A 25,497-nucleotide genomic window follows, 5' to 3' on the forward strand; every position below is an offset into this window, starting at 1 on the left:
GCTGATGTTGCTGATGTTGCTGATGTTGCTGATGTTGCTGATGTTGCTGATGTTGCTGATGTTGCTGATGTTGCTGATGTTCAGCCTGCATCATCTGCTCGTGTTGTGCATGCATATCGACAGATTTTACTGACGTCTGCGGTACAACTTCATGTTCTGCAGCGTGAGAAGATGGGTGCTGTGTCTGCGCCGATAACATCGGTGTCGCAAACAGCATGGCACTCAGCAGATTGAAACGGGCAAAATTAGTGATGTGCATGTGTATCTCCCGAAGACTGAACAGCAGCTGGCAGCGCAGATGGAGCTGCGGGTAATGAAGCCGTCTGCTCTGGCATCACCTGTGCCACCACTAACTTATTCATCATGCCCGAACTCATGTGATACAGCAGATGACAATGGATTGCCCATTCCCCCAGCTCATCGGCGGTCAATAACGCGCTCACGGTTTTTCCAGGCGGTACAATCAGGGTATGTTTATTTGGCAGGTCGGCAGCGGCCTGGCCATTTTCCAGCTGCATAAACATGCCATGCAAATGCATCGGATGCGCCATCATGCTGTCATTGATAAATTTCAGCCGAATCCGTTCGCCATAGGCCACCTGCAACGGTTCAGCCTCGCTAAATTTCTTGCCATTGATGGTCCAGATATAACGTTCCATCGTGCCGCCCAAACGAATCACCAGCTCTTGCACCGGCGCGCGCGTATCCGGCTGCGGCTTTAAGGCTTTTAAGTCCGCATAGCGAAGTGCTTTATGTCCGGCGGGTGTTGAGGCATTGGCCCAACCTTGAGGGACCGAACTGGCCGAAGATTTTGACTGCGCCTGCGTTGCATGCGATGAATGCACTGCAGGATGATCTTCGGCTACCGTTAAAGATTCAGTCTCTTTAATGGCAGCATGCGTCATCGCTGGATGCTGCAGGGTCGAAGATGTGGATGACGCACTATGTACCGCATGTGGCTCAGTACTTTCTGCACCATGAGCAGCATGTCCCATATCTTCCATGGTCAATACCGCACGTGGTCGTGCGGTTGGCATGTGCAGTGGCGGTGGTTGCATGCCCTGTTGCAATAAACTACCAATGGCAAAGCCTGAACGGTCAATTGATTCTGCTTCAATCTGGTAATGGCCGGCTTTTGGTTCCACCAGTACATCATAGGTTTCTGCTGTCCCGATTCGGAACTCATCTACAGGCACCGGCTGGACCGGCTGGCCATCAGCGCTGATGACGGTCATTTTGAGCTGCGGAATGCGTACATCAAAAAACGACATGGCCGAGGCATTAATATAACGTAAACGCACTTTTTCATTCGGTCGGAACAGCCCAGTCCAGGCCTGTTCCGGTGTTTTGCCATTGATTAAAAACTGATAACCGGTGACATCCGACAAATCGGTTCTAAGCATACGCATCTGGTTCCACATGGAACGTTGCTGCCAGGTCTGTTTCAGGCCCTGCTGTTTCACCTGCTGCAACACATCGGCCAGGGTTTCACGCTGGTTCTGATAATACTCGGCCGACTTTTTCAGATTATTTAAAATCGTGTCGCTGGAAGATGCGTGAAAATCGGACAGCATCACCACATAATCCCGCTCGGCCTGCTCATGCGCAGCCACAGGCTGTTTGCCTTTGGGATAAATGACTAGCGGGCCATATAGCCCATCCTGCTCCTGACCTTTGGAATGGGCGTGATACCAGTAGGTGCCCTGCTGCCGTAGCTGAAAGCGATAAGTAAAATGTCCCTTCGGCGCAATGCCCTGAAAGCCGTTAAAGCCCGGCACGCCATCCATTACACCCGGCAATAACAGACCATGCCAGTGAATGGAAGAATCGCGATTTTGAAGCTGGTTATGCACATGAATCACCGCTTCATCACCTTCCTCAAATTCAAGCAAGGGGGCTGTGAATTGGCCATTCACACTTATTTTTTTGACAGTTTTTCCGGTCAGCTTGACCGGCTGCTCATCAATATACAGATGATATTCTCGGACTGCGGCCATCGCCCAGGACGATGCGCACAGACATAAGCCAAGCACGATGGCCTGACGCAATTGAATTGACATGATTTATCCTTAAAACAATAAAAAAAGAAAAGTTTTTAAAGTCAGGATAAGGTTTTCGGTGGACGCAGGATTTCCTGCCAGTAGCCGGGTAAATGCTGGGCATGATAGAGATGAAAGTGCGGCTCAGGCTCAAAGGTCGGGCTTGCCTGTTCCAGCGCAGGGAAAGTAATCTTGAGATAGCTCAAACCCGGCTGGCAATGTAGGGGTGGACAATCCTGACAGTTTAAATGCTGCTCTGGATGATGTACCTGCTCGCAGTCGGGTAACTGTGCAGATGGACTGACGCCATGATGGCTTGGGTGATGCTGTTCTACAGGAGAATCTGCCTTTTCAGCATGACAAGGAGCAGGTGATGAAAGGGATGATTTCACACTGGTGATCATGGCAGAGTTGGACAGTTGCATGTCCGCATGCGCTGGTTGTACAACAGCCAGCACAAGACTGCTCCATCCCATGACAAATGCCATCAGATAGCTGAACTACACCGGTTGTCTGCGCTGTGTATGCAACAGGATTTCCTCACCCCATAAGACCAAACCCCAGCGTTGAAGCTGCTTAAAACAGCTAAACGCCTGTGCAAACCAGCATAGAGAAATTCACAGTTATACACAATACTTTAAATTTTAAATTGCTGCTGCCGGGAAGATTGTTTTGCATATCAATAAAACAATAAAGTTATTTATTGTGCAGTATAACTCTTAAGCAGAGCTGAATAAAAAAGCAGGAATTTTAGGGCTTTTGCTCAAATAAAAAGGACTCATTTGAGTCCTTTTTATACATTTTATGTCTAATTGGTAAACGATTGATGTACAACTGTTTATAAATTAATCCGGTTATCCATACTGTTATCAACATAGATATCCATAGAGTTAATCACAAAGTTATCCACAGGATGCGGATAACTTATCCAGTTTTATTAGGTATTCACGGCACCGACTTTGGCCAGCTCGGCACGCATCTCATCAATCACAGCTTTATAATCCGGTTTGCCAAAAATCGCTGAACCGGCCACAAACATATCGGCACCGGCTTCGGCAATTTCACGGATATTGGCCGGGCCAACGCCACCATCAACCTCAAGGCGAATATCACGGCCTGAGGAATCAATGATCTGACGCGCCTGACGTAATTTTTCCAGGGTCATAGGAATAAATTTCTGGCCACCAAAGCCCGGGTTCACACTCATCAATAAAATCTGGTCGACTTTATCCAGCACATAATCCAGATAATGCAGCGGCGTTGCCGGGTTAAAAACCAGACCCGCCTTGGCACCGCCCGATTTGATCAGTTGCAGCGAACGGTCAATATGGTCCGAAGCTTCCGGGTGGAAGGTAATAATATCGGCACCGGCTTCCAAGAAGTCGCCAATCATGCGATCCACCGGAGAGACCATTAAATGCACATCAATTGGCGCCTGAATCCCATAATTTTTCAGGGCCTTACATACGCCTGCACCAAAGGTGAGGTTGGGTACATAGTGATTGTCCATGACATCAAAGTGGACAACATCAGCACCGGCTTCAAGCACTTTTTCTACCTCTTCCCCTAAACGGGCAAAGTCTGCAGAAAGAATAGAAGGCGCAATTAAATATGGCTTGGACATGGGAGACCCTGGCTAAGTATTTGAGTGACTGCGCCATTATAACAAATTGTCCCCGGCTCTGGGGCGGCAGATGGCCACCTGCGGCAAGATTGCAAATCTGCAACGCTGTGTTGCAACACGCGGCTTTGTCTGGGCGCTCTTTTCTCTTAGGCTTAAGGCTTACTGAACAGGATTTTTCATGAAACGTTATAGTCATATTGCCACCACACAAGCGGCCCGTCTGGCCAAACGCCTGGGTAACCACTGGAAACACAAATTTGAAGTACAGGAAACAGCACAGGAACTGCGTATTTTGATGCCGAGCGCGACCATTGTGTTACAGCCTCAGCCTGATGCGCTCTATACCGAAATTATTGCTTTAGATGAACACACCGACCTGAACCGGCTGGAACAGGTGGTGCTGGATCATCTGCAACGCATGGGACAGGAACAGTTAAGTGCTGACTGGCAGCAGGTCGATTAAACCTGCTTAGATCTGCTCATTTTGCTTCAGCAGATTGCTTGGCTTCAAAGGCCTTCACCGCCTCAATACGCTCCTGTGTGGCCGGATGGCTTTGCAGGAAATCCCAGACTGATGTGCCCTGCTCGCTTTCGCCGCTTTCATCCGCCAGCCGTTGTAACAGGTTGGCATAATGGATGGTTGGCACCTGCTTGTGCTGCATGGTGGTTAAGGCATAATGATCGGCCTCGGCTTCAAAATTACGCGAATAACTGGCACCCACCAAAGCCAGAGGTAGACTGGTCATTAAATCGGAGCCATCACCAGTAATCGCAATCAGGATGACCCCAAAGCCTAAACTGGCCAGCGCCTGTTGCAGACTGTGCCGCTCGACCAGATGACCCTGCTCATGTGCCAGCACCCCCAGAATTTCCCGGTCATCCTGTGCCAGTTCAACCAGTTCATCGGTCAGAATAATAGTATTGTTGGGAATCGCCACCGCATTGGCACCCAACCGATTCCCTTCTCGAAACAGCAGTTTCGCCGGCCGGTCTTCTGCCACCAGAGCCTGATACTGCTGTAAAATCGCCAGCTGGCGCGCCGCACTTAAACGACTTGGACCCGTCATCTCCAGCACATAGTGTTCTGCTTCATTACCGACACTGTTCAGTGTAGTTTCCGGTAACTGATTGGCCACCACATTTGCTGCCCACGGAATGCCCCACTTCACTGTGGCAAAGGCCAGCGCCACAATAAAAATGGTGCTAAACAGAATCAGGCTGGGGGTACGCTCCAGCTTCCAGATTGACTGATAGATATTCTTTTGCTTCAGCTGAAACCAGTCCGGTAAAGGCTGCTTGAACTCCAGACGTGCATCATCCTGGAGTTCAATCACCGGCTGGATACGGCCCAATGCGCCTATCAGCAGCATGTCCTGATAACAATAACGGCGCTGCAAGGCAAAGTTTTCACCATACTGGACCCAGATACTGTCTGCATCGGCTGCCAATACCTGAGCAGTATAAGGCTTGGCACTCTGACCATCATAAAACACGGCTTCAACCGTCATCTGTTGCATCAGTGCTTTCCTTATAAAGACACATCAATATCAAAGATATCGCTGATTTCTTCCGCAATCGCGCTTGGATCACCCTGTAACTGGTTCATCAGCAGGTCCGGATCATTATTTAAATGCAGGCTTAAAGACTCCACCTGATAGCGATATAAACGGATTGCCGCCCACGGCGTCATAAGGCCAAGGGTTAAAATTTTCACAATCCAGTTGCTGAGCACAATCCAGGCATAGCGCCACTGGTTGCAACTGGTCTGAAACTGGCTACGACTGATGGTGGTATTGTTCCAGCTGGTCATAAAAATCCGCGCCAGCATTAATGGCCAGATGAATAAAGCCGCCAGCAAATAGATGCCCATAAAAATCCAGACATACTGCACCGCACTCAGACTCGAAAAATCGGCCAGCAAGGCCAGTACTAGTGCTGCCGCTCCCAACATGCCGATAAACAGAAACAGCGGCACATACATGGCGCGCATATAGGCCGGCCAGTCGGCCTGCAATTTAAACTGCAATTGCCCTGCAAAGAGATGATCGAGGCAATAACGCTTATACAGCCAGATCAGCACCGGGAAAAATACGCCCAGGGTCAAGATATACACCAGAATCCCTTTTAAAAATTCGATATAGGCTTTCTTGCTAGTGCCGGAAAAGAAAAAGCGGCTGTTACCAAATTTACTGTTACGTGCATTAAAGCGGAGGGTGGCCCGAATCAGCCAGGGTACCGCCAGATACAGGATTAGTACCCCAATCAGGGTGGCGCGTACCGAGTAGTTGGATAACAGCGAAATGGCCAGATACAGGCCAATTGCAATCAGCCGGCCAATTAAGATCTTGCTCGGCACACCGGTAAAGTCAAAACGGCGCTGGATAAATTCGGTATTGCCATAAAAATAGCGCAAGCGGCGTACTTTGGCCCACGGCGCATACAGTCCCAGCGTGACAATAATCAATAGAATATTGACAATCCAGATGCCGAAATATTCCATGGCAGTGCCATAAAAATGAAAAGGGTGGCGCTGTCCAAGCAGCTGCGGTTCAGGTGAATCAACGACAAGCGCTGGCGGCAGGTGGGTCTGTTCCTCTGCGGTAAAAGTCGGATGTATATCTTGGTTTTGCATATCAGGCCTTATAATTATTTTTTAAAATAAAGACACGGTTAAAAATTAAAAAACAAAAAATCACAGACCGCCTTCACCCTGCAACAGGTCAAAAGCGGTGTTCTGCGCGATGGATTATATTAGGATTGTAATTGAACTGCATGAAATTGCAGATGATCATCGATAAAACTTTGAATAAAGTAATAACCATGATCATAGCCAGCATGTTCACGTAAGCTCAGCGGCTGTCCGGCCTGCGCACAGGCGGCCTGGAACAGCGCCGGATTCAGCTGGCTATAGAACTGATCCTGCAAGCCCTGATCAATTAGAATATCGGCAAATTGCTTGCCTTTTTGCTGGACCAGTGCGGTGGCATCATGCGCTTGCCAGCCTTGACGATCATCGCCTAAATAGGCACTAAAAGCTTTCTCTCCCCACGGGCACTGGCTTGGTGCACAAATTGGTGCAAAGGCAGAAACTGATTTAAATTTTTCCGGATATTTAAAGGCTAGCGTTAACGCACCATGGCCGCCCATACTGTGGCCGAAAATACCAATGCTGTCGGTTTGCACCGCAAACTGTTCACACACCAGCGCATACAGCTCTTCTGCAACAAACTGTTCCATCTGGTAATGCGCTGCCCAGGGTGCCTGGGTTGCATTAATATAAAAACCTGCACCCTGCCCAATATCCCAGTGATCACCCTGTGCCACCTGCTCACCGCGGGGTGAAGTGTCCGGGCTAATCAGAATAAAGCCCAACTGTGCCGCCAGACGCTGGGCATGCGCTTTAATTGCAAAAGTTTCTTCGGTACAGGTTAAACCCGCCAGGTAAAAAAGCGCCGGACAGTCCTGACCGGCCAAGGCTTGTGCCGGCAGAAAAATACCAAAACGGCTTTCCCCGTTTAAGCTGCTGGAATTAAAACGGTAAATTCGCTGTTCGCCATCAAAGCATCGATTGTTCTGTATTAATTCCATCGTCTTATCCTGTTTTAAGGGCTGTCTAAAGTTAAAGGCATTTCATTTGGCTGCGCCACCATGGCTTGCGGGAATAAACGCTGCTCCAGTTGCGGCAACATCAGCTGCATGTTCTTGCCCATCGACCATTGCGGTTCAGATGGTTCAAAACCTTGTGCCTGCTCCCATTTTGCCACGGTCAGCTTGGCCTGTGCAAAAGCCTCGGCAAAGCTGTTATTTTCACGCATGGCCTGATCAAAGAAAGCCCGGCCAAAATAGGTATAATCGGCTTCGTTGGAACAGCCGAATGAAGCGCGATCTGCGGCCGATGCGGTAATTACCAAAGTATTGTCATTTTGCAGGGCCGAAACAAAACTGCCCGAATAACAGGCCGAGATCACAATTACGCGCCAGCGGATACCGGATTTATCCAGCGCATCGCGCAGCCATTTTGGATCAACCTGTTGCAGTTCCAGCGGCGCATTTTCCATTTCAAACTGGTTCGGCAAGCCATGTGAAGTCATGTATAAAAACAGCACATCGCTTTCCGGATTCATCTGCTGGCCTATACGGCGCAGTGCCAGTTCCATACTGGTGCGTGAGGCAATCGGGGTGACATTGCGTGTCATCGGGTTATTGACCAGAATCATCGAGCGGCCAAAAGTGCCAAAGCGGGTATCGAACTGTTCCCGAATCCGCTCGACTTCGGACATAAACACATCCTGATAACTGGCCCCGGCCACGCCCAGAAAATACCAGTGTGATTGTGCAAATTCACCATACTGAATCTTCTCCAGCGCCTGATTCAGTATCTTGCTTTGTGCATAAAAGGCTTCTTCGCTAAACGTCGGCGGGACCTCTTCCACCTTCCAGATTGGCTGGCTCTTGACCGACATCTGCCACACCACCAGGGTAAACAGCGTGGCCAGAACAATCAGCGCACGTTCCCACCACGGCCATTTCAGTTCACGGGAAAATACCCAGACCACCGCCAGACTCTGCCAGACAAACAGCACCATGAAAATCAGTGGCAGATAGTCATAGAACACATAGGGTAACACATCAATCATGCCCAGATATTGGATCAGGCTTTGCAATAAGGCGATGTGAGTATCTAACACCAGCCACAGTAAAGCCGGCACCAGCATGAGGCGTGGATTATTAACGCGCTGGGACAGGAAAATCCCGACAATTAAGGCAATAAACGGCCACAAGGCATAACTGACCAGACCTTGCGGGTTAAAATCACCGGTTTCACCGGCACTGAGCCAGCTAAATAAAGTATTGGCCAGACCGCCTAAAATGCCCCAGAAAATCAGTTGCAGAATGGAAGGACGGACAATCTGTAAAGATCGGCGCGAACCAAAAAATAACCACATCCCTGCTGTTTGGTTGCTTTTAAAATCATGCCAAAAATTGATGGAGGGTTTAAAGTCGATCATAAGATTGTCGTTAGCAGTGGCTCGCTTTGTGCAGACTTAGTTTATGCCTGATGTCATAATTATCAATGCTCTTTTTTAACTATATAACAAATCTTTGCCCAGTTTTGAAGCGATTACCCGTTTACTTTGGTCGCGTCCTGCTGGAAGTAGGCATCGAAGCGGCAGGCATCTCCGGTCCATTGATGATCCGGTGTTTGCCCGGCCAGATATACCGCCAGACGTGGTCGCTTAACCACCACACGTTTGGCGATTTTTTGCGCCAGCGGTAGCAAGGCATCGCCCAAATCCATTTCACCATGTTCCGGCAATAACAAATGCAGCAGCTGCATCTGCTTTTTGACTTGTGCCTGTTTTTTTACCGCCTGCTGGTTCTGGTCACGCTGTGGAAACATCGGATCCAGATACACCACATCAACAGCCTGCCCTGCTTCTGCCTGCGCTTTTAAGTAATCAGCCGAATCAGAAAAGACCAAGTGGATGCGTGCGGCAACCTTGCTTAAAAACGGGTCCTGTAGGGCGCGCTGGTAGCTGTCTTCCAATAAACTAAACAGAATCGGATGCCGTTCTACCAGCGTTACTTCAGCCCCCAAATGCGCCATCAGCAAACTGTCATGGCCCAGACCTGCAGTTGCATCAATCAGCTGCGGTTTTTCCGCCAGGTTACAGGCACGGGCCAGCATTTCTGACTTTAATGACGCGCGTTTTAAACGCGGAATTTCAGCCTGCCAGTCTGGCTGCATTTTCATGCCCAGCGCACATAGCCACAGGCCATCGGCATCAACGCACAGCGCCATGTCTGGATGCAGTCTTAAAAAACGTGCATTCAGTTTGTCGATGACATCAATTTGAAGGGTAACCCCACGTGAAGAAAGCACAGCCTGATAGTGCTGTGCTTTCTCAAAAAATGCGGGTTCGGTATAGCAGCGAAGTTCGCTTACCATAAGGTCCAGCCTGTATATGCAAAGAGTAAAATCAGAAGGCCTGACACAATACGATACCAGGCAAAAATCATAAAGTCGCGTTTGGCCACATACGCCACCAGCGCGCGAATTAAGATTAATGCGGAGATAAAGGAAACAATAATTCCGACGCTCAGTACGGTCCAGTCCTGCGTGGTCTGGAAGACATCATAACTTTGATATAAATCCAGCAAGCCTGCGCCAATAATCACCGGAATTCCCAGAAAGAACGAGAATTCTGTCGCCGCTTTACGTGATACGCCCAGGAACATCGCCCCAATAATGGTCGCGCCCGAACGTGAAGTGCCCGGAATTAAAGACAGTACCTGAATCAGACCAATCCAGATCGCATCTTTATAGGTCAGGTCTTCAACTTCCTGCGCCCGTACTTGAGGTGGATGCTTCTCAATCCAGATAATGATCAGACCACCAATAATCAGGCCAATAGCCACGGCGATATCATTAAACAACATCGCTTTCACGGTTTGCCCGAAAGTCAAACCAATCAGAATAATCGGCAGCGAGGCCAGAATCAGGCCAAAGCCCAGACGGCGTCCAGTTTCTTCGCCGGTGAACATGCCGGTGGCTGCGCCCCAAAGCCGGGTCCAGTATTCATAAATCACTGCTGCAATTGCCCCCATTTGAATGGCAATTACAAAAACATCACTTTTTTCTTTGGTCCAGAAGTTCATCAGTTCTGAAGCCAAAATTAAATGGCCGGTACTGGAAATTGGTAAGAATTCTGTGATTCCTTCAACAATTCCCATAATTGCCGCTTTCAGCAGCAGTAAAAAATCCATAGAAAATCCTAGTTATGATTTGCCTTGTTCTGGAATTTTTTTCCAAGCATTATCCCGCAAATACACTGGTAATGCGTATTCCGCACTGACCCATGCTTCACGTTGGGCCAATACGCGTGCAATGGTAGCAATATCTTGCGCCGTTGCACTTAAGTCTTTGTATTGTGTTTGTGCTTGTTGCAATAAGGTTGAACCTGAGCCCACCAATGGGAACTGCGCTACGGCCGCCGCATCACTATAGCCCAATAACTGTTCTTCGCTCACTGGCTGCATAATGCCTTCTGCATCTAACTGGAAACTGGCGATATAGACTTCATTCATCCGCGCATCCAGCACTGCCGTTACCGCGCTTAAACCTGCCAGCCGATAAGCCGCTTGCGCCAGTGCCTGCAAGGTCGATACCGGAATGACCGGTAAATCATGTGACCAGGCCAGTGCCTGTGCCACCGCGGCATTAATCCGCACGCCACTGAATGAGCCCGGGCCACGGCTAAAGGCCACTGCGGTTAAATCGGCAGTGGCCGTTTCGGTCTGAGCAAAACCTTGCTCAATCATCGGGAGAATGGTTTGGGTTTGTGCCTTGGCGCGCTCATCCAACTGAAAAAACAGTTCCTGCGTGTCATTTACAATCGAAACGGAACACTGCTCATTGGCAGTTTCCAATGCCAGTAACTTCATGCACAACCTTAAAATTAAATTTTAAAAACTGGCCGCTATCATACTCCACTCCTAGACACTAGGCGAGAACTTCACCGGCTTTCACACAGAAAAAAAGCCAGTTTCAAACTGGCTTTTAGGTATCTTAAAATTCAACTTTTTCCAACTGCTGGAAATGCTGGAAGTGCTCGGCATAATGTAAGGCGCTTAGTTTCAGGCGGGCTGCCCCTGCTTCATCCAGGGTTTTTACAATCTTGCCGGGAGAACCCATCACCACCGAATTATCAGGGATGACTTTGCCCTCTGGAATCAGCGCATTGGCGCCAATAATACAGTTTTTCCCAATCACGGCATGATTCAGCACCACCGCATTAATACCAATCAGACTGTTATCGCCGATGGTACAGCCATGCAGCATGGCCTGATGACCAATGGTGACATAGTTACCAATTTGCATCTCAATGCCCGCATCGGTATGCAGCACTGCATTTTCCTGGACATTGCTAAAATCTCCAAGGCGAATCAGGCTGTTATCGCCACGCACCACCGCACCAAACCAGATACTCACCTGCCGGCCCAGCTCGACCTGACCAATAACCGTTGCGGTTTCGGCCACCCAACCATCCCATGGTTGATGTAATGCTTTTGGGGCAATGCCCTGAAATTTATACAACATTAAAATTCCCTATTTAGATGATTTAAATCGAAACGTCGGTGAATTCAGTAAAAATGGCCATTCTTTTTGATAATCCAGCCCATACTGAAATAAAGCCACCAGCATCCGTGCGGTTAATCCCCAGACAATCTCATTTTCAACACGCATACTGGGAAAATATAAGGACTGATGGGCATAGCGTACCTCATATGGCACGGGCGGCGCTTCCATCAGATTTTTTAAAGAGGCGAAAAAAATACGGTCAATTTCGGTCGGTTGCGCTGACAGCTGCACCTCGGGTGGAATCAGGCCGACAATGGGTTTGACCAGCATGCCATTACGCGATTTTTGCATTGGCAAATCGCCAATCAGTTCCACATCAAAAGGATTCAGCGCAGTTTCTTCCTGTGCTTCGCGCAGTGCCACCACAATATTACTGGTATCCTGTGGATCGCGCTTGCCGCCCGGGAAAGACACCTCACCGGCATGGCTGTTTAAATAGGCCGAGCGGCGGGTCAGCAGGACTTTCGGCTGAGCTTCATCGGTAATCGCAATCAACACGGCCGCATGCGCCTCACGCATACTTCGCGAGAAGCGTAAGCGCTGTTGCAATTCCTGTGTCAATGAATGCTCTACCATCTTTTATTATCCTGATTGCCTGACTTTCATCATAGCTGAAATTCTGGGCAAAAGGATAGAAATGATGCCAAAGTTCATTTTTTCAGTTATGCTGATCAGCAACTTTATCGTTGATGCTGAATATGAACTTTTGCGGAACGTGTGGACATAAAACAACGGAAAAAATTCCTTTAGGCGATCATCAGTTACGCCGTGTTTGCAGCCATTGTGGCAGTATTCATTATGTGAATCCGAAAGTGATTTGCGGTGCTTTGGTGCTGTGGGAAGATCAGGTGTTATTATGCCGCCGTGCCATTGAACCGCGTTATGGACTCTGGACCCTACCTGCCGGTTATATGGAACTGTTTGAAACCATGGAACAAGGCGCGGCACGTGAAACCCGTGAAGAAGCAGAAGCGGAAATCGAGATTGAGCAGCTGTACTGCATGTACAACATTCCACGGATTGGCCAGATTTATGTGCTGTTTAAAGCGCAGCTGATTGAAGGTCAATTTGGGGCGGGTGAAGAAACTATTGAATCGCGTCTGTTTAGCGAAGATGAAATTCCATGGGCAGAACTAGCCTTCCCAAGCGTGGAACATACCTTAAGACATTATTTTGAAGACCGCAAAAACCAGCATTTCCCGACTCATCTGGAAACCTTGGGTACGCGTTTGGATCATACTGGTTAACAATAAATATCCCCGCCAAGAAAAAGCCCATCCGTAGATGGGCTTTTGTATTTTAATGAATATATTGCTGTTACTGGATACGCACCTGTTCCGGGTTATAACAGTCCGCCACTTCGATGCTCACGGTTCCACCGGTGAGTTTAGCCAGTTCTTTATCGGCATCCGTAGCATTGTTGCTATCCTGATTGGTAAAAGTCTTGAGCTGCAAGGTATACAGGTTACTCCATGACACGGTATTGTTGCCGGAGAAGTCACTCAGGCTAATCCGGGTCGAGGTATGATTGACCAGATTACCCATATTCAGCCGCGCACCACCCACCACCATGGCCTGCTCGCCCTGGGTATTGTCAACCCGGGTATTCAGACCAATTACGGCACCATTCAGCTGGTTAAAGACCGGATTGGCCAGAATCATCCGCAGGGTAATCGCCTGATTGCTCAGATCGGTTGCTCCCAGCACACCAATACGATATTGCGTGACATTATTACTATCCACAATCTCTGGCGTGCTGCTATCTGTAGCGACTGCGCAGGTCCCCGACAGATCGGTTGCGGTCGGATTTGGGCCAATATCGGTACGGATATTGCCCTGCTCATCCAGCACAATCCCGAGCTTAATTGCTGGCGCGGCATTATTAGCAAAATTGAAATTCAGAGTGGCATATAACGGGAAAATATAACGCTCACCCAAGGCCACATTTTTCGCCGAAGTAAAAATCCGGTTATCCAGGAAATTCACCTGAAAATATTTATAGATATCCAGTGAGCCCTTAAACTGATCCGTGCCAATAGTCTGGGTCCAGCGGCCATATTCTTCCGGCTTTCCTGTCGGGAACTTGGTCAGGGTTTTATAAATGCCTTCGGTGCCGGCAATCATATAATCGTTATACAGTTTCCCCTGGGTCACGGTAAAATCTTCAGTCCGGTTACTGTTGATGCTAAAACGATAAGGCCCCTGGATCGTTTCATTCAGTGGATTAATCCAGTTATTTTGTGCCGCTGCGGTCATCAGTTCCGGACGGACACGTTTCAAGAAATCGGCCGTAATGGTCAATAACGGGTTTTCATTACTGGTCGACATGGTTCCACGCCACTGCATGCCATAACCGAAAGTATAACCCGAGCGATCGGTCATCAACTGGAACTGGCCAATCAGGTGTTTTAAGGTATTCGAGTTCTGTTTACAATCATCCTGATTACAGCCATATAAACCTTGTGGTAAGGTCGAACCCTCCACAGCCAGTACCGGATAGTTGGCCTGATAAGAGGCAGAGTTGGTCATATAAACCAGGGTTTTCAGCGCGTCAAAGGCCTGCGCATCACTGACGGTGCTCAAGTCAACCCAAGGACTTAACTTGCTGACATAGGCACCGGAACGGTAATCCTCTAGCGTCACCGACCCCAAAATATCATCCAGCTGTTCTTTTTTTAGCGCAGAAATGTAAAGTGGCTGCACATCACCGGCAATGGTTGGCCGCTCCTGGTTCTTGGAACTTTCAATTGATAAAGCCTGTAAAATACGTGTAATTGCCTGTGCCACTTGAACAGTTGAATCCGATGGGGTCAGTTCGGTTGCGGCCTGTCCGGTTAAGCCACGGGCAATATCCAGCAGGGTTAAACGCGGCAAGCTGGCACTGACCGAATTGGCCAGACCAATATCAGCTAGGCTTACTGTCCCCAGATTAATTGATTTTTCTGTTTTTTCCTGAATAAAGAAATGGACTTTATCACCGGCACTACATTTACCGGTGGCGGCATTGGTGGTTGGCGCAATCAGGGTAATATAGGTTTTGCTTGGATCACTGCTACAGGTGAAATTCAGGCCATCCACCGGATAATCCAGGGCAAACTCCACACAGTTTTGCCCGCTAACACAACTGCCATTAATTTCCGACACAATATTCGGCTCTGGAATGACATTGGCACTTTCACCACCACAGCCACTGAGTGCCATCATCAAGGCGGTACTGCTCAAGGCTAAAATATTTGATTTCTTCATCCTGATGTCTCATGTTTTTTATTGATCTAAGGCAATAATTTTCAATTGGCCCTGATTACTTAACTGGCGGTTTTCCATATCGATTGCCGATGCCAGCGGGGTTAAAAGAAGATAACGGGTTTGAGCCGGCAATTGAATCACCCCTTCCACCTGCTCATGTTGCAATAAGGTGGATTGAGTATCCTGGCTCTTGTAGCCGCCTGCACCTTCAATCACACAGCCTTGCGCATCCAGAAAAACGGCAAAAGGCCAGTAAAATGTAGGTTGCCGCGTTTTAGAAGCGTATGAATTCACCTGAAGATGGCGTAAATCTCCCTCCAGCTTCACCACCTCATAATCAAATTCATCTGTTAATGGTGCACGTGGCCAGAGATTGACGTCTTTCTGTACGGCCAGGGTCTTGGCATGTTTAATTTTTTTATTGTTAAAACAGGACTGGCCTAAACTGCTGATGGCATCGGCCTGTGCAATACGATAATAAGTCGATGACAGCACCATTGGCTTGACACTTTCTGGCTTGCGTTTCTTGAACAGGCGATCCAGCACCGATTGTCCGACTCCTTTTTCACGTTCTACCACCTGCACCCGGGTCGCACCACCGCCCAATTTACTGTCGACTACGCCTTCCGGCATCATATAAAAACGCTTTTTCCCCTCCAGGTTAAATTCACCGTGTTCCAGGTATTCATTATTGACGTACTGCTCCCCTTCCATTTCGGTAAAACCGGAAGATGAAGTACGGTCTGGTTGATCAGCTTGCACAGTCTTCAATACTTTCTGAGATTCAGTTTGCGGGATGACAGATGTAATCGTTGGAGATGATGAAGCTGGTACAGCTTTTGTGGTTGCCGATACAACTGGTGTGACGACAGGCTGTTCCACAACTGCTGTATCTGGTGTTTTTTGAGGGATACTTTCTGTGAGTTTCACCGTAGTGACTGGTTGAGCTGGTATCACAGATACGGTGCTAACTGTGGGTACGACTGCAACAGCAGGAGCTCTGACAGGTTCAGAAACGGGAATTTGCGCTTGCGGCTGCGCCGGATTCAAAGCAGACGATGCTCTACTTTGTGCCTGCGTTTTGTTTACCGGCACAGCTTCTTTTTTCGCGGCCGGCCGGGTTTCGGCCTTACGCTGTACCACCATCGGCCGGCCATCCGGGCCAATAATGGTATAAAACTCATTGGCATAACTTACACTGGCCGAGCCCAAAGACAGCGCCCAGAGTGAAGACTGGCAAATCAAGCCAGATAAACGCTTTATCACTTTTACCATCGTGTTCTATAGCTCAGACCTAAAATTGTAATGTTACTTGCGGTTTTGACATTCAGTCCCGCATACGGGTTCAGTAATAAGTTATTCACCCCTTCTTTGTTGGCTAGGCTACTGGTATTGGCTGGAATTTTATCCCGGCTTTGCAGGAAGCCAATCGATAAATCCAGGTCAGTGTCGGCATCAAAACGATAGCCCACGCCTAAACCAAATAAACGTGCATTATTAATGGGTACCATGGTATTACGTTTGTCATCTGGAATCGCACTGGTTCGTGGTTCATAACCGGCACGCAGCTTTAAACGGTCGGTAGCAGAATATTCAATCCCGATACCCCAACTCCACGGTGACTGGAAGCCCATCGGCAAGGCCAGTGAGCTGTCAGAGACATGTTCAGACAATAATTTGGCAATTTTCAGGGCAGAAATCTGGCGGTCAAATTCAAACTTGAACTTGTCCCAAGCAGCATAATCGGTCCAGCCGACATCAAAGTTCACCTGTAAATCTGGCATTACCTTGTATTTAATCCCGGCCTGGAAATGCGCTGGATATTCAAAATCCATCGCCACCAGCCCTGACTCACTGGCCGGAATATAGTTCGGGAAGCCTAAAATTGCCGCCAAAATTTGCCCGGTTGGGGAAGACATCAAGCCTTTAATCAGCTCACTCGGCGCCTTGGCATTATCAATATGATATTTACCTTTGAGTCGCATTTTGGCTGAACTTTGATAGACCATACCAAAGCTGAAATCTTCACGTGGTTCCCATAACACCCCGAGGTTATAGCTTGGGCTCAGACTTTGCTCGACGGCCAGATCCATTTGTCCAAAACGACCAAACGGATTCATGCCTTCCTGTGCGTTACAAATCCCCAGCAACAGAATATCGGTAATAATATCGGAGTTTTCTTTAAACGGGGTACAGACGACTTCATCAATCATCCGCAGCATCCCGATCAGGTCATTCGGGAAACGCAAGTCGGTATTCATGGCAATGGCCTGGTAGGACATTCCCACCGATGCCCCGACTGATAGCTCATCATTGACCTGATAGGCAATTGACGGTGACAGATAGGTAATCCGTTCCAGTGCCACCTGCTGCCCCATGAAGTTACCTGGGTTGCCATCTTCAGCACCAAAACCGGCAATTAACGGCGCATACATCGCAGTAGCAAAGGTGGTTTTAGACCCCGGCGGATTGTAGGCAATCCCTGCTGTTGGTGCGGCCAGCGGCATGCCTTCACCCAGATCAACAAACTTTTTCAGTACCGGCACATACAGCGATGCATATTCCACATCACCCGATACTTCACCTTTAAAGTCGGTACAAAAGTCAGCCAGAATTTCCGGTCCATCATGACAGACCAGTGGATCATCGGAATAACCAAATACGTTATAGTCGGCTGGCGCAGAAAACTCACGCTGTACATCAAAGTGCGCCAGCACCCCTTGTACATCGGTTTGCAAGCCTTCAATTTTGGTTAAGGCTGCCGGGTTAAAATGAATGGCACTAATGCCCGGTGGATCTGCCGTGACCGCGTTCCCCATGGTCAGGGAGCGGATATCGACAGACAGGTTTTGTCCCAATTGTGCAAAAGCAGCACTCGAACAGCCCGATAAGATCAGCGCAGACACTAACGGGCGAAGTCGAATTATTTTCATACGACCAGCCTCTTAGCGAAGTTTCTTACCAAAGCCCAGAATATCGAGTGGGAAAGACAGACCTAAAGACACATCCGGTGCATCTTCTGTCAAACCAATACCAACAGTACCATTGACAATCGTTTCAGGAGAAACGCGTACCCCTAAAGAAATGGCCAGGGTAGAACTGGTCTGATCGGCCGGAGAATAGCTTTCGCCGGTGTGATAGAGGAATTCAGCGCCAGTATTAAAACTCTGCTGATACGACATGGTCATTGAAACGTCGTAGTTAAAGGAATAGGCAAAACCAAAGGCGAAACCACCACTAATGCCCGGCTCAAATTCTTCAATAATACGTGGACCACGAACCTGGTTTAAGCCCGACTCCTTAAAACCATAATTGGCTGAGACCGAAGCAAACAACACCACCGGATCGATATATTTACGGGTACTGGCTCCAATCCCTGCAGAATAATAGCCCTTACCGGTCGCAAGTTCGGTGGTGCTATTAATTTCATACGGACTATCACCGGTTTTGGTAGAAAGATTTCCGAATAAAATTAGTGGCAAACGGCCGGCTTTTAAAGGGAAAGGTTCCCAGCGTGCGCCTAAAGAAATATCTCCCAGACCCGCGGTATTCGCATCTTTTAATTGATCGGTCTTGGCCACCAAAGGTAAAGAGGCGGTTAAGGTCAGGTTATCCAATAATCCATATTGAACGGTGAAGGTGTTGGTCAATGCATGCGATGCATTTTCCTGAACACGCAACTGATAGATTTGGCCTTGCGCCATTTCCATATCAATTTGCGTATCACGATAATAGGTATAATCAATATCGTAATAAGATGAGATATTGCCTTTTTTGATTAAGGAATATTGGCGTTCATTGGAGGTAAAGACTTCTTCCAGATTGGCTTCTTTGGTAGCATCCCCTTCCTGCTGCTGTAATGCAGTTGATGCAGCCTGCTCAGCACTCGGTGCAGTCGCTGTTGCTGTTTCAATATTGGCCTCAGCAACTGCTTCAGTGCTAACTTCTTCAGGGCTTAAGTTTTCTGCTGGAGCTGTGGCTTCTGACGCAAGCTGCTGCTCTTCTACTGTTTCATATTGTCCTAATTGTGGCTCTTCTGCAGCATAAGCAGCTGCGCCCCAGACCATTTGGATACTGATGGCCAATACGGTTTTATTCATCCATTTAGATTTCATCTTCTTCCCTTCCAATTTTTAATTTTTTTTTCGTTTTTAAAGTAAATATTTACTTACTTTTATAATAGAGTCTTAAAAAGTTGTACTGATGTTCGCCGAAATTCTCTGACTCAGGATTCATATTCCGTTCTAAACGAATGGTCGAGGCTTTATCGGCAATTTTGTCCATATAGAATTGTGGATATTGAATATTGACAAAGGCATGATGGTTAACAGTGGCATCTTCAACATGGCGCATATCACTGTCCTGTAAAGCCAGGAAGTCTTTACGATATTCAGGTGCCACATTAATCAGGAACAAGGTATTATTTTCCCACACCTCTTTAAAACGCTGCTCATCAAAACTGATATTCCCCAGTGCCGGGTCGGCCACATAGACCCGGCCATCCTTATAGGCCTTATACACCACAAAATGCTTAAAACCGGCATAAAAAATCGGCACAATTGCGGGCTGGCCCTGCTTGACCAGATCTGAAAATTCCCCACGATAGCCGCCACTTTCCATACCCAATGCGGCAACAAAACGTTTCATATCCAGCAAAGAGAAACTGCGCCGTTCAATAATACGCTCGTACTCCCCATAACGTAGCAAACCACTCATGGTCTGCTGCTCTGTCAATCGGGTTCCGACATAACCATTTAACAGTGTGGTTAAAGCGGCCGATCCACAGCTATAGTCATAAGCCTGACGTACAATGCCCCGAAATTGATCTTGTAAAGCAGGTTGAATACGCACAGGCTCACGATGCATACGGGTAAAAGAAGAATTGCGGGAATCCAGTGTTTCCGTATAGCGTACGGTTTCCGGATGTTGTTCCTTTAAGTCGAAGGCTTGTGTGGCAGCGTAATACATCAATGCCGAGCCTAATGCGATCTCTAACATAATTTTTTACTTTTCAATTTCCAGGCAGCTCTGCCAGTTCATTTTTTATTTTTAGAGTAAGAACTCTACTTCCATGTATTTAGCAAGATACCTTTTTTTTAGAAAAAAAGCAGTATTTTTTTATATTTTTGCCAACTTTTACAGTTTTTGTGTAAAAAAAAGCGCGTGAAAACACGCGCTTTTTCAATAGAAGACTTAGTGACCACGAATAGTGATAACCGCCCCCGGAAGATATTGACCAGCCGTTGGGCTGTAATAGGTTTGCATACCTTGAATTTCAACATCACCGATAGATGCAGCATCTCGGCTACCTAAATGAACACCTTGTACATAGAGATCTTTAGCACCACCATGGCTAATCATCTGGATATAACCTTTGTCATCCGGGTTGCTGACACTTGCACCCATAACACGCACATCTTGTGTAATGGTTAAGTTCTTAGCATCTGCATCGGCAATTTTAATACTTTCAATAAAGATCTCACCTGCTGCACGCTCAGTACTTGCCGTTGAGTTATCAAGAATACCCAAATTATTAATTTCAAGACCACCAATCATCTTAGTATTCAGTTTAATCATCGCCCCTTGTGGTGCAGCACCTAACTGGATATTGGCTGACATTGGGCCTGTCTTAAGCGATAAGCCTGAAATAATGGCATTATAATTCGAATCTACACCACCACGGCGAAGTGTCGAGGTTGTGCTTGCGCTACCTTGTACACCCGAAGCAGTTACACCAATTTCACCAATTTTAATATCCAGACCAGACACATCAGCTGCGATGTTAATAAAGGCTGTGTTACCACTACCTGCACCGGCATCAGAGTCAATTTTTAAATCTGCCAAGTTACGAGAGTCAAGTAGATAAGCACCTGCATCATCATTGTTAGCACCAACGACGATACCAAAGTTTTCATTCGCATCACCAGCAATGCCATTCCCTTGAATAACAATCGCACCAGCAGCACCTGCAGTACCATTAACATCTAAACCATCATTATCATGGATAAAGAGCTTTTCAATTTCAATTTTTGAAATACCGATACCAATCGATAAACCATCTTGACCTGTGGTTGCGCTAAGTGCTGAATCATCCATTGCCTGCATTGCAAATGCATTTGCACTTAATGCCATTGAAGATACTAAAGCTAGTTTAGTAAATGTTTTCATATTTACTCTCCCAAGAGTATTATTTTTTTGATTGTTACCACTCTTGTGCAGCGGGCTGATTATTTGTTTTTAGCAACCTGCTACGTATTTCCTTGAGCGGCTGGATAGCACTAACAAAGTTATCCCCCTGTCAAATTTTGTTCAACTGCTATTGATCATATTTTTCAGCTTGCCGATAAACGGTCATAAGCATTTTCTTGGCGCAGAATCAGGTAAAATAGATATTTATTGTTGATTTTCTCGAAATTTATGGCCACCTCATCTTTCTACAAACAAGTACTTTGTGAATCCTCCTATACCCCAGCAGAAATTTTAAAAGCGCTGGGTTCACTCTCACATCTTGTTTATTTAGAAAATAATGGCCAACCGATTATTGGCTTATCGGCAAAACATTACTACCTTATTCAACAAAATAAATGGCAGTATTTTAAGCAACACAGTTTTAATCATTATCTTGAAGAAACAGCAGCGCCTTCTTTAGATGACTTTTTGCAGCCAACTGGCTGTATTGGCGACAGTTATTTTAAAGGCGGGCTGATCGGTTTTATCAGCTACGATTATGCCGCCCAACAGCACATTCATACTCAAAGCAAAGCTCAACCGTGTTTATTTCTAGGACAATTTCACAGTTTTCTAACTCTGGAAAATGGGCACTGGTATTTCACCAGCGATGAGCAGCAAGCCGAATTTTTATTGACTTATATTCAAAATTTGTTGGCTCAAAAACAGGAGAATTCATTTAAATTAACTCAGGCCTGTACCGCACGCTGGAATAAAACTGAATATCAACAGGCCTTTAATCAAGTCCAGGATTATATTGTTGCAGGTGATTGTTATCAGATTAATTTAACCCAGGAATTTAAAGGTTCTGCGGAAGGATTATTATTAGATACCGCTGCAGATTTCTGGGCGCTAACCCATGCTCCTTATGCCGGTTATTTAAAAATAAATGACTTTGAATTACTCAGCTGTTCACCTGAATTATTTATTGATTTTCTGCCTCATCGGCAACTCCTTACTAAACCCATTAAAGGCACCATGCCACGCTATACAGATCCAATATTGGATGAGCAATCTAAACAGACCTTAAAAAATTCTGAAAAAGATCAGGCTGAAAATGTGATGATCGTCGATTTACTACGTAATGATCTGAGTGTCTATGCTGAAACCGGTTCAGTAAAAACGCCGAAGTTATTTAATATTGAATCATTTAAACAAGTGCATCATATGGTGAGTGAAATCACTGCGACGTTAAAAGCAGAGATCAATCCACTAGATGTATTGCTGTCTGCACTTCCGGGCGGCTCGATTACTGGCGCCCCTAAAATTCGCGCCATGCAGATTATTGAAGAGCTGGAAGGCACACCACGCGGGGCCTATTGCGGATCAATGGGTTATTTTAATTTTGATGGTACCGGTTCCTGGAATATTCTGATTCGCTCGATTCAAAAATATCAACACGAAGTTTCGTTATGGGCCGGTGGTGGTATTACCATTGCCTCTGATTGTGATGCAGAATATCAGGAATGTTTTGATAAGGTTTCGGCGATGCTGGATTTACTCAATACCTGGTACACACCTGAATAAATAAAAAAGCGACTCAATTGAGTCGCTTTTTTATGAATCCCTCCCCTTGAGAACCATTGTTTCTCACCTTTTCTAGAGGGAAGAGTTCCCTCCTTTATCAAAGGAGGGTTAGGGTGGATTCACTTAAGCCAAAATCTCGTTTTTCAAGGTATCCACTAAACGCTGGTTTTGCTCATCGGTACCGATGGTGATCCGAAGGAATTGATTAATCCGTGGCTTGTTAAAATAACGCACAATGATGCCACGTTCACGCAATTCAGCTGCCAATTCACCGGCATCTTTACTTGGCAGTGAAGCAAAAATAAAGTTGGCACTCGATGGCAATACCTTAAAACCCAGCTCAGCCAGCTGTGCCACCAGTGTTTCACGACTCGCAATTACTTTCTGGTTTTGCGCTTCAAAGTATTCCTGATCTTCAAAAGACGCCACCGCTGCCGCAATCGCGAAACGATCCATTGGATAAGAGTTAAAACTGTTTTTTACCGCTTCCAGCGCAGCAATTAAATGCGGTTGGGCAATGGCAAAACCAACCCGCAATCCGGCCAAAGAACGCGATTTAGAGGTGGTTTGGCATACCACTAAATTCTCGTATTTTTCCACCAGGCTAACTGCAGATTCGGCACCAAAGTCCACATAGGCCTCATCAATCACCACAACTGAGTTTGGATTGGCTTGAAGCACTTCTTCAATGGCAGCCAGGCCCATATCAATACTGGTTGGTGCATTCGGATTGGTAATAATAATGCCGCCATTTGGCTGCTTATAATCATCCACCACAATTTCAAAATTGTCATTTAGAGGGATGACCTGGGTATTGACCCCAAAAAACTGGCTATAGACCGGGTAGAAACTATAGGTAATATCCGGATACAACAGCGGCAGATCCTGAACAAAGAAGGCTTTAAAAATATGCGCCAGCACTTCATCAGAACCATTGCCGACAAAGACCTGCTCGACCGGCACCTGCTGCTGTTTGGCAATGGCCTGTTTTAACTCGGAGGCATCCGGATCTGGATACAAACGTAACGCATCCGCCGAGTTTTCCAGCACTTTCTGCACCGCTTCCACCACTTTTGGCGATGGCGGATACGGGTTTTCATTGGTATTCAGTTTAAGTAAATTCTGAATTTTTGGTTGTTCGCCCGGTACGTACGGTTCTAATTCACGTACTGCCGGACTCCAGAAACGCATTTGTTCTGTGGTGATATTCATTTTTAAATTCTCAAAGTTCTCTCTCCTGAGCAAGTTTTAAAGCACTGCTTTAAAATGAAGCGCAAGTGAGGGCTAGGGAGAGGTTTTCTATTTCTTTAATTACTGATAACGATAACGTGCTGATCTCGCATGCGCATCCAGGTTCTCTTGCTGTGCCAGTACATCCGCAGTTTTGGCCAGAGTTTTCACCCCTTCTTGCGAACACATGATCAGGCTAGAACGTTTCTGGAAATCATATACACCCAGCGGTGAGGAGAAACGCGCAGTACCTGAGGTTGGCAGCACGTGGTTTGGACCAGCACAGTAATCCCCAATCGCTTCAGGGGTATAACGTCCCATAAAGATTGCCCCAGCATGACGAATATCTTCTGCCATCACTTGCGGATCATCCATGCATAATTCCAGGTGTTCAGGTGCTACCTGATTGATCAGCTCAATTGCTTCCTGACGGTCCTTCACCAAGACTAATGCACCGCGGTTTTCAATCGAGGTACGGGCGATCTCTGCTTTTGGCAATGCCTCTAAGTGCTTTTCAATCCAGCCATCAACAGCATTCAATAATTCCTCATCCGGTGTAATGAATACTGCTTGTGCGACGGTATCGTGCTCGGCTTGTGACAATAAGTCCATCGCCAGCCACTCTGCATTATTCTCACCTTCGGCATAGACCAGAATTTCTGATGGGCCGGCAATCATATCAATACCGACTTGACCAAATACCGCACGTTTTGCTGCTGCGACAAAACGGTTACCCGGGCCGGTAATTTTGTCGACCGATGGAATGGTTTCTGTTCCATAGGCCAGCGCCGCGACCGCTTGTGCACCACCAATGGTAAACAGACGTGTCACGCCCGCTAAATAGGCCGCCGCCAGCACCAGTGGATTCAACTCACCATTTGGCGCCGGAACCACCATAATAATTTCAGGCACACCCGCCACATGCGCAGGCACTGCATTCATGAGTACTGAAGATGGATAAGACGCCAGACCACCCGGCACGTAAATGCCCACGCGGTCCAGTGGCGTGACTTTCTGACCCAAGGTATTTCCCAAGGCATCGACATAGGTCCAGCCATCCTGCTTTTGTGCCTGGTGGAATTCACGGATACGTGCTGCAGCCAGCTCCAGTGCCTCACGCACTTCAGTGTTTAATGCGTCAAAGGCATCTTTAAGCTGTTCCTGGGTCAGTTCTAGATCTGAAAATTGATGCGCGGGATGTCTATCGAACTGCTGAGTTAATTTAAGAACATGAGCATCACCATGCTGACGGACATCAGCAATGATTTGGTCTACGGTTTTTAACAGTTTTGGATCACTCACTGTTTCAAAAGCCAACAAGTCAGCAAACACCTGCTTGAAGTTCTGATCTTGAGTCGATAAACGTCGCATCAATTTACCCACAAGGTTGATATGGAAAAGATTAGTTTACCTGTTTTCAAGGCTTTTGTGGGTATCAATCGCGCATTGGGCCACGGACT

The 25,497-nt window shown here is 47.1% G+C and carries 23 protein-coding genes and 1 pseudogene; 3 read left to right on the forward strand and 21 right to left on the reverse strand.

The features are described from left to right. The 4 genes and pseudogenes from P253_RS15885 to rpe all read right to left on the reverse strand — a co-directional run. A pseudogene (locus tag P253_RS15885) lies at window positions 1-259 on the reverse strand (copper resistance protein B); the annotation flags it as partial. Further along, window positions 246-2,060 carry a copper resistance system multicopper oxidase gene (locus P253_RS08385; protein ID WP_016659483.1) on the reverse strand — a complete coding sequence of 605 codons (1,815 nt, stop codon included), beginning with the start codon at window positions 2,058-2,060 and terminating at the stop codon, window positions 246-248. The pseudogene P253_RS15885 and the gene P253_RS08385, both read right to left, overlap by 14 nt. Before the next feature lie 41 nt (window positions 2,061-2,101). Further along, window positions 2,102-2,497 carry a hypothetical protein gene (locus P253_RS08390; RefSeq protein WP_016659484.1) on the reverse strand — a complete coding sequence of 132 codons (396 nt, stop codon included), beginning with the start codon at window positions 2,495-2,497 and terminating at the stop codon, window positions 2,102-2,104. 479 nt (window positions 2,498-2,976) lie between these two features. Continuing rightward, complete coding sequence (rpe, locus tag P253_RS08395) at window positions 2,977-3,663, reverse strand: ribulose-phosphate 3-epimerase (RefSeq protein ID WP_016659485.1); 687 nt, start codon at window positions 3,661-3,663, stop codon at window positions 2,977-2,979. A 178-nt stretch (window positions 3,664-3,841) separates the two neighbouring features. Between rpe and P253_RS08400 the strand changes: the two genes are divergently transcribed. Further along, window positions 3,842-4,126: a DUF2218 domain-containing protein gene (locus tag P253_RS08400; protein ID WP_016659486.1), complete on the forward strand. Its 285-nt coding sequence runs from the start codon at window positions 3,842-3,844 to the stop codon at window positions 4,124-4,126. A gap of 16 nt (window positions 4,127-4,142) precedes the next feature. Here P253_RS08400 and P253_RS08405 read toward each other — a convergent pair whose 3' ends face one another. The 9 genes from P253_RS08405 to P253_RS08445 all read right to left on the reverse strand — a co-directional run bounded on the left by P253_RS08405 (window position 4,143) and on the right by P253_RS08445 (window position 12,382). Further along, window positions 4,143-5,180: a M48 family metallopeptidase gene (locus tag P253_RS08405; RefSeq protein ID WP_016659487.1), complete on the reverse strand. Its 1,038-nt coding sequence runs from the start codon at window positions 5,178-5,180 to the stop codon at window positions 4,143-4,145. An 11-nt stretch (window positions 5,181-5,191) separates the two neighbouring features. After that, entirely contained in the window at window positions 5,192-6,295 is a 1,104-nt protein-coding gene (locus tag P253_RS08410; protein ID WP_016659488.1) for a YjgN family protein, read from the reverse strand. Window positions 6,296-6,414: 119 nt separating this feature from the next. Continuing rightward, the gene (gene fghA, locus P253_RS08415; protein WP_016659489.1) at window positions 6,415-7,251 is read right to left on the reverse strand and encodes an S-formylglutathione hydrolase; all 837 of its coding nucleotides are present in this window, start codon (window positions 7,249-7,251) and stop codon (window positions 6,415-6,417) included. 14 nt (window positions 7,252-7,265) lie between these two features. Beyond that, the gene (locus P253_RS08420; RefSeq protein WP_035363274.1) at window positions 7,266-8,672 is read right to left on the reverse strand and encodes a C13 family peptidase; all 1,407 of its coding nucleotides are present in this window, start codon (window positions 8,670-8,672) and stop codon (window positions 7,266-7,268) included. Between the two features lie 113 nt (window positions 8,673-8,785). Further along, on the reverse strand, window positions 8,786-9,613 hold the full coding sequence (locus P253_RS08425; RefSeq protein WP_005179895.1) for a class I SAM-dependent methyltransferase: 828 nt from the start codon (window positions 9,611-9,613) through the stop codon (window positions 8,786-8,788). Further along, the gene (locus P253_RS08430; protein ID WP_016659491.1) at window positions 9,607-10,431 is read right to left on the reverse strand and encodes an undecaprenyl-diphosphate phosphatase; all 825 of its coding nucleotides are present in this window, start codon (window positions 10,429-10,431) and stop codon (window positions 9,607-9,609) included. Before P253_RS08430 ends, P253_RS08425 begins: the two co-directional genes overlap by 7 nt. 12 nt (window positions 10,432-10,443) lie before the next feature. Next, a complete protein-coding gene (tsaB, locus tag P253_RS08435; RefSeq protein WP_016659492.1) occupies window positions 10,444-11,109 on the reverse strand; it encodes a tRNA (adenosine(37)-N6)-threonylcarbamoyltransferase complex dimerization subunit type 1 TsaB in 666 nt (221 codons plus the stop codon). Between the two features lie 124 nt (window positions 11,110-11,233). Further along, window positions 11,234-11,761 (reverse strand): gamma carbonic anhydrase family protein, encoded by a 528-nt coding sequence (locus P253_RS08440; RefSeq protein WP_162182854.1) that lies wholly within the window; start codon window positions 11,759-11,761, stop codon window positions 11,234-11,236. A 12-nt stretch (window positions 11,762-11,773) separates the two neighbouring features. Then, entirely contained in the window at window positions 11,774-12,382 is a 609-nt protein-coding gene (locus P253_RS08445) for a CoA pyrophosphatase (RefSeq protein WP_005179902.1), read from the reverse strand. A gap of 122 nt (window positions 12,383-12,504) precedes the next feature. Between P253_RS08445 and P253_RS08450 the strand changes: the two genes are divergently transcribed. Next, window positions 12,505-13,053 (forward strand): NUDIX hydrolase, encoded by a 549-nt coding sequence (locus P253_RS08450; RefSeq protein ID WP_104470910.1) that lies wholly within the window; start codon window positions 12,505-12,507, stop codon window positions 13,051-13,053. Between the two features lie 70 nt (window positions 13,054-13,123). On the opposite strand, the gene filF is transcribed toward P253_RS08450, so the two are convergent. The 6 genes from filF to filA all read right to left on the reverse strand — a co-directional run bounded on the left by filF (window position 13,124) and on the right by filA (window position 21,220). Continuing rightward, the gene (filF, locus tag P253_RS08455) at window positions 13,124-15,052 is read right to left on the reverse strand and encodes a putative pilus system protein FilF (protein ID WP_016659494.1); all 1,929 of its coding nucleotides are present in this window, start codon (window positions 15,050-15,052) and stop codon (window positions 13,124-13,126) included. A gap of 18 nt (window positions 15,053-15,070) precedes the next feature. Continuing rightward, the gene (gene filE / locus P253_RS08460; protein ID WP_016659495.1) at window positions 15,071-16,327 is read right to left on the reverse strand and encodes a putative pilus assembly protein FilE; all 1,257 of its coding nucleotides are present in this window, start codon (window positions 16,325-16,327) and stop codon (window positions 15,071-15,073) included. Further along, window positions 16,321-17,985 carry a putative pilus system OmpP1/FadL family transporter FilD gene (filD, locus tag P253_RS08465; RefSeq protein ID WP_016659496.1) on the reverse strand — a complete coding sequence of 555 codons (1,665 nt, stop codon included), beginning with the start codon at window positions 17,983-17,985 and terminating at the stop codon, window positions 16,321-16,323. The genes filE and filD overlap by 7 nt, the downstream gene beginning before the upstream one ends. A 12-nt stretch (window positions 17,986-17,997) precedes the next feature. Further along, a complete protein-coding gene (filC, locus tag P253_RS08470) occupies window positions 17,998-19,167 on the reverse strand; it encodes a putative pilus system protein FilC (RefSeq protein ID WP_016659497.1) in 1,170 nt (389 codons plus the stop codon). Window positions 19,168-19,216: 49 nt separating this feature from the next. Continuing rightward, the gene (filB, locus tag P253_RS08475) at window positions 19,217-20,050 is read right to left on the reverse strand and encodes a putative pilus system C39 family peptidase FilB (RefSeq protein ID WP_035363275.1); all 834 of its coding nucleotides are present in this window, start codon (window positions 20,048-20,050) and stop codon (window positions 19,217-19,219) included. A gap of 195 nt (window positions 20,051-20,245) precedes the next feature. Continuing rightward, window positions 20,246-21,220, reverse strand: a complete 975-nt coding sequence (gene filA, locus P253_RS08480) for a putative pilus system protein FilA (RefSeq protein ID WP_016659499.1) — start codon at window positions 21,218-21,220, stop codon at window positions 20,246-20,248. 249 nt (window positions 21,221-21,469) lie between these two features. Here filA and P253_RS08485 point away from each other — a divergent pair, with 249 nt between their 5' ends. Then, window positions 21,470-22,807, forward strand: a complete 1,338-nt coding sequence (locus tag P253_RS08485; protein ID WP_016659500.1) for an anthranilate synthase component I family protein — start codon at window positions 21,470-21,472, stop codon at window positions 22,805-22,807. Window positions 22,808-22,930: 123 nt separating this feature from the next. Here the strand turns inward: P253_RS08485 and hisC are convergent, their stop codons facing one another. Further along, entirely contained in the window at window positions 22,931-24,019 is a 1,089-nt protein-coding gene (gene hisC / locus P253_RS08490) for a histidinol-phosphate transaminase (RefSeq protein WP_016659501.1), read from the reverse strand. Window positions 24,020-24,118: 99 nt separating this feature from the next. Next, entirely contained in the window at window positions 24,119-25,420 is a 1,302-nt protein-coding gene (gene hisD / locus P253_RS08495) for a histidinol dehydrogenase (RefSeq protein WP_162182853.1), read from the reverse strand. Window positions 25,421-25,497: the final 77 nt, after the last annotated feature.

It is taken from the genome of Acinetobacter indicus CIP 110367, from assembly GCF_000488255.1.
GTDB classification, from domain to species: domain Bacteria; phylum Pseudomonadota; class Gammaproteobacteria; order Pseudomonadales; family Moraxellaceae; genus Acinetobacter; species Acinetobacter indicus.

What these genes read in the sequence shown, in the direction of transcription:
- hisC (WP_016659501.1), bottom strand. Translation starts at nt 24,019, where the DNA reads ATGAATATCACCACAGAACAAATGCGTTTCTGGAGTCCGGCAGTACGT.
- rpe (WP_016659485.1), bottom strand. Translation starts at nt 3,663, where the DNA reads ATGTCCAAGCCATATTTAATTGCGCCTTCTATTCTTTCTGCAGACTTT.
- P253_RS08420 (WP_035363274.1), bottom strand. Translation starts at nt 8,672, where the DNA reads ATGATCGACTTTAAACCCTCCATCAATTTTTGGCATGATTTTAAAAGC.
- P253_RS08385 (WP_016659483.1), bottom strand. Translation starts at nt 2,060, where the DNA reads ATGTCAATTCAATTGCGTCAGGCCATCGTGCTTGGCTTATGTCTGTGC.
- filF (WP_016659494.1), bottom strand. Translation starts at nt 15,052, where the DNA reads ATGAAGAAATCAAATATTTTAGCCTTGAGCAGTACCGCCTTGATGATG.
- filD (WP_016659496.1), bottom strand. Translation starts at nt 17,985, where the DNA reads ATGAAAATAATTCGACTTCGCCCGTTAGTGTCTGCGCTGATCTTATCG.
- filB (WP_035363275.1), bottom strand. Translation starts at nt 20,050, where the DNA reads ATGTTAGAGATCGCATTAGGCTCGGCATTGATGTATTACGCTGCCACA.
- P253_RS08485 (WP_016659500.1), top strand. Translation starts at nt 21,470, where the DNA reads ATGGCCACCTCATCTTTCTACAAACAAGTACTTTGTGAATCCTCCTAT.
- P253_RS08425 (WP_005179895.1), bottom strand. Translation starts at nt 9,613, where the DNA reads ATGGTAAGCGAACTTCGCTGCTATACCGAACCCGCATTTTTTGAGAAA.
- P253_RS08400 (WP_016659486.1), top strand. Translation starts at nt 3,842, where the DNA reads ATGAAACGTTATAGTCATATTGCCACCACACAAGCGGCCCGTCTGGCC.
- fghA (WP_016659489.1), bottom strand. Translation starts at nt 7,251, where the DNA reads ATGGAATTAATACAGAACAATCGATGCTTTGATGGCGAACAGCGAATT.
- P253_RS08430 (WP_016659491.1), bottom strand. Translation starts at nt 10,431, where the DNA reads ATGGATTTTTTACTGCTGCTGAAAGCGGCAATTATGGGAATTGTTGAA.
- tsaB (WP_016659492.1), bottom strand. Translation starts at nt 11,109, where the DNA reads ATGAAGTTACTGGCATTGGAAACTGCCAATGAGCAGTGTTCCGTTTCG.
- filA (WP_016659499.1), bottom strand. Translation starts at nt 21,220, where the DNA reads ATGAAAACATTTACTAAACTAGCTTTAGTATCTTCAATGGCATTAAGT.
- filE (WP_016659495.1), bottom strand. Translation starts at nt 16,327, where the DNA reads ATGGTAAAAGTGATAAAGCGTTTATCTGGCTTGATTTGCCAGTCTTCA.
- P253_RS08445 (WP_005179902.1), bottom strand. Translation starts at nt 12,382, where the DNA reads ATGGTAGAGCATTCATTGACACAGGAATTGCAACAGCGCTTACGCTTC.
- P253_RS08405 (WP_016659487.1), bottom strand. Translation starts at nt 5,180, where the DNA reads ATGCAACAGATGACGGTTGAAGCCGTGTTTTATGATGGTCAGAGTGCC.
- P253_RS08450 (WP_104470910.1), top strand. Translation starts at nt 12,505, where the DNA reads ATGAACTTTTGCGGAACGTGTGGACATAAAACAACGGAAAAAATTCCT.
- P253_RS08410 (WP_016659488.1), bottom strand. Translation starts at nt 6,295, where the DNA reads ATGCAAAACCAAGATATACATCCGACTTTTACCGCAGAGGAACAGACC.
- filC (WP_016659497.1), bottom strand. Translation starts at nt 19,167, where the DNA reads ATGAAATCTAAATGGATGAATAAAACCGTATTGGCCATCAGTATCCAA.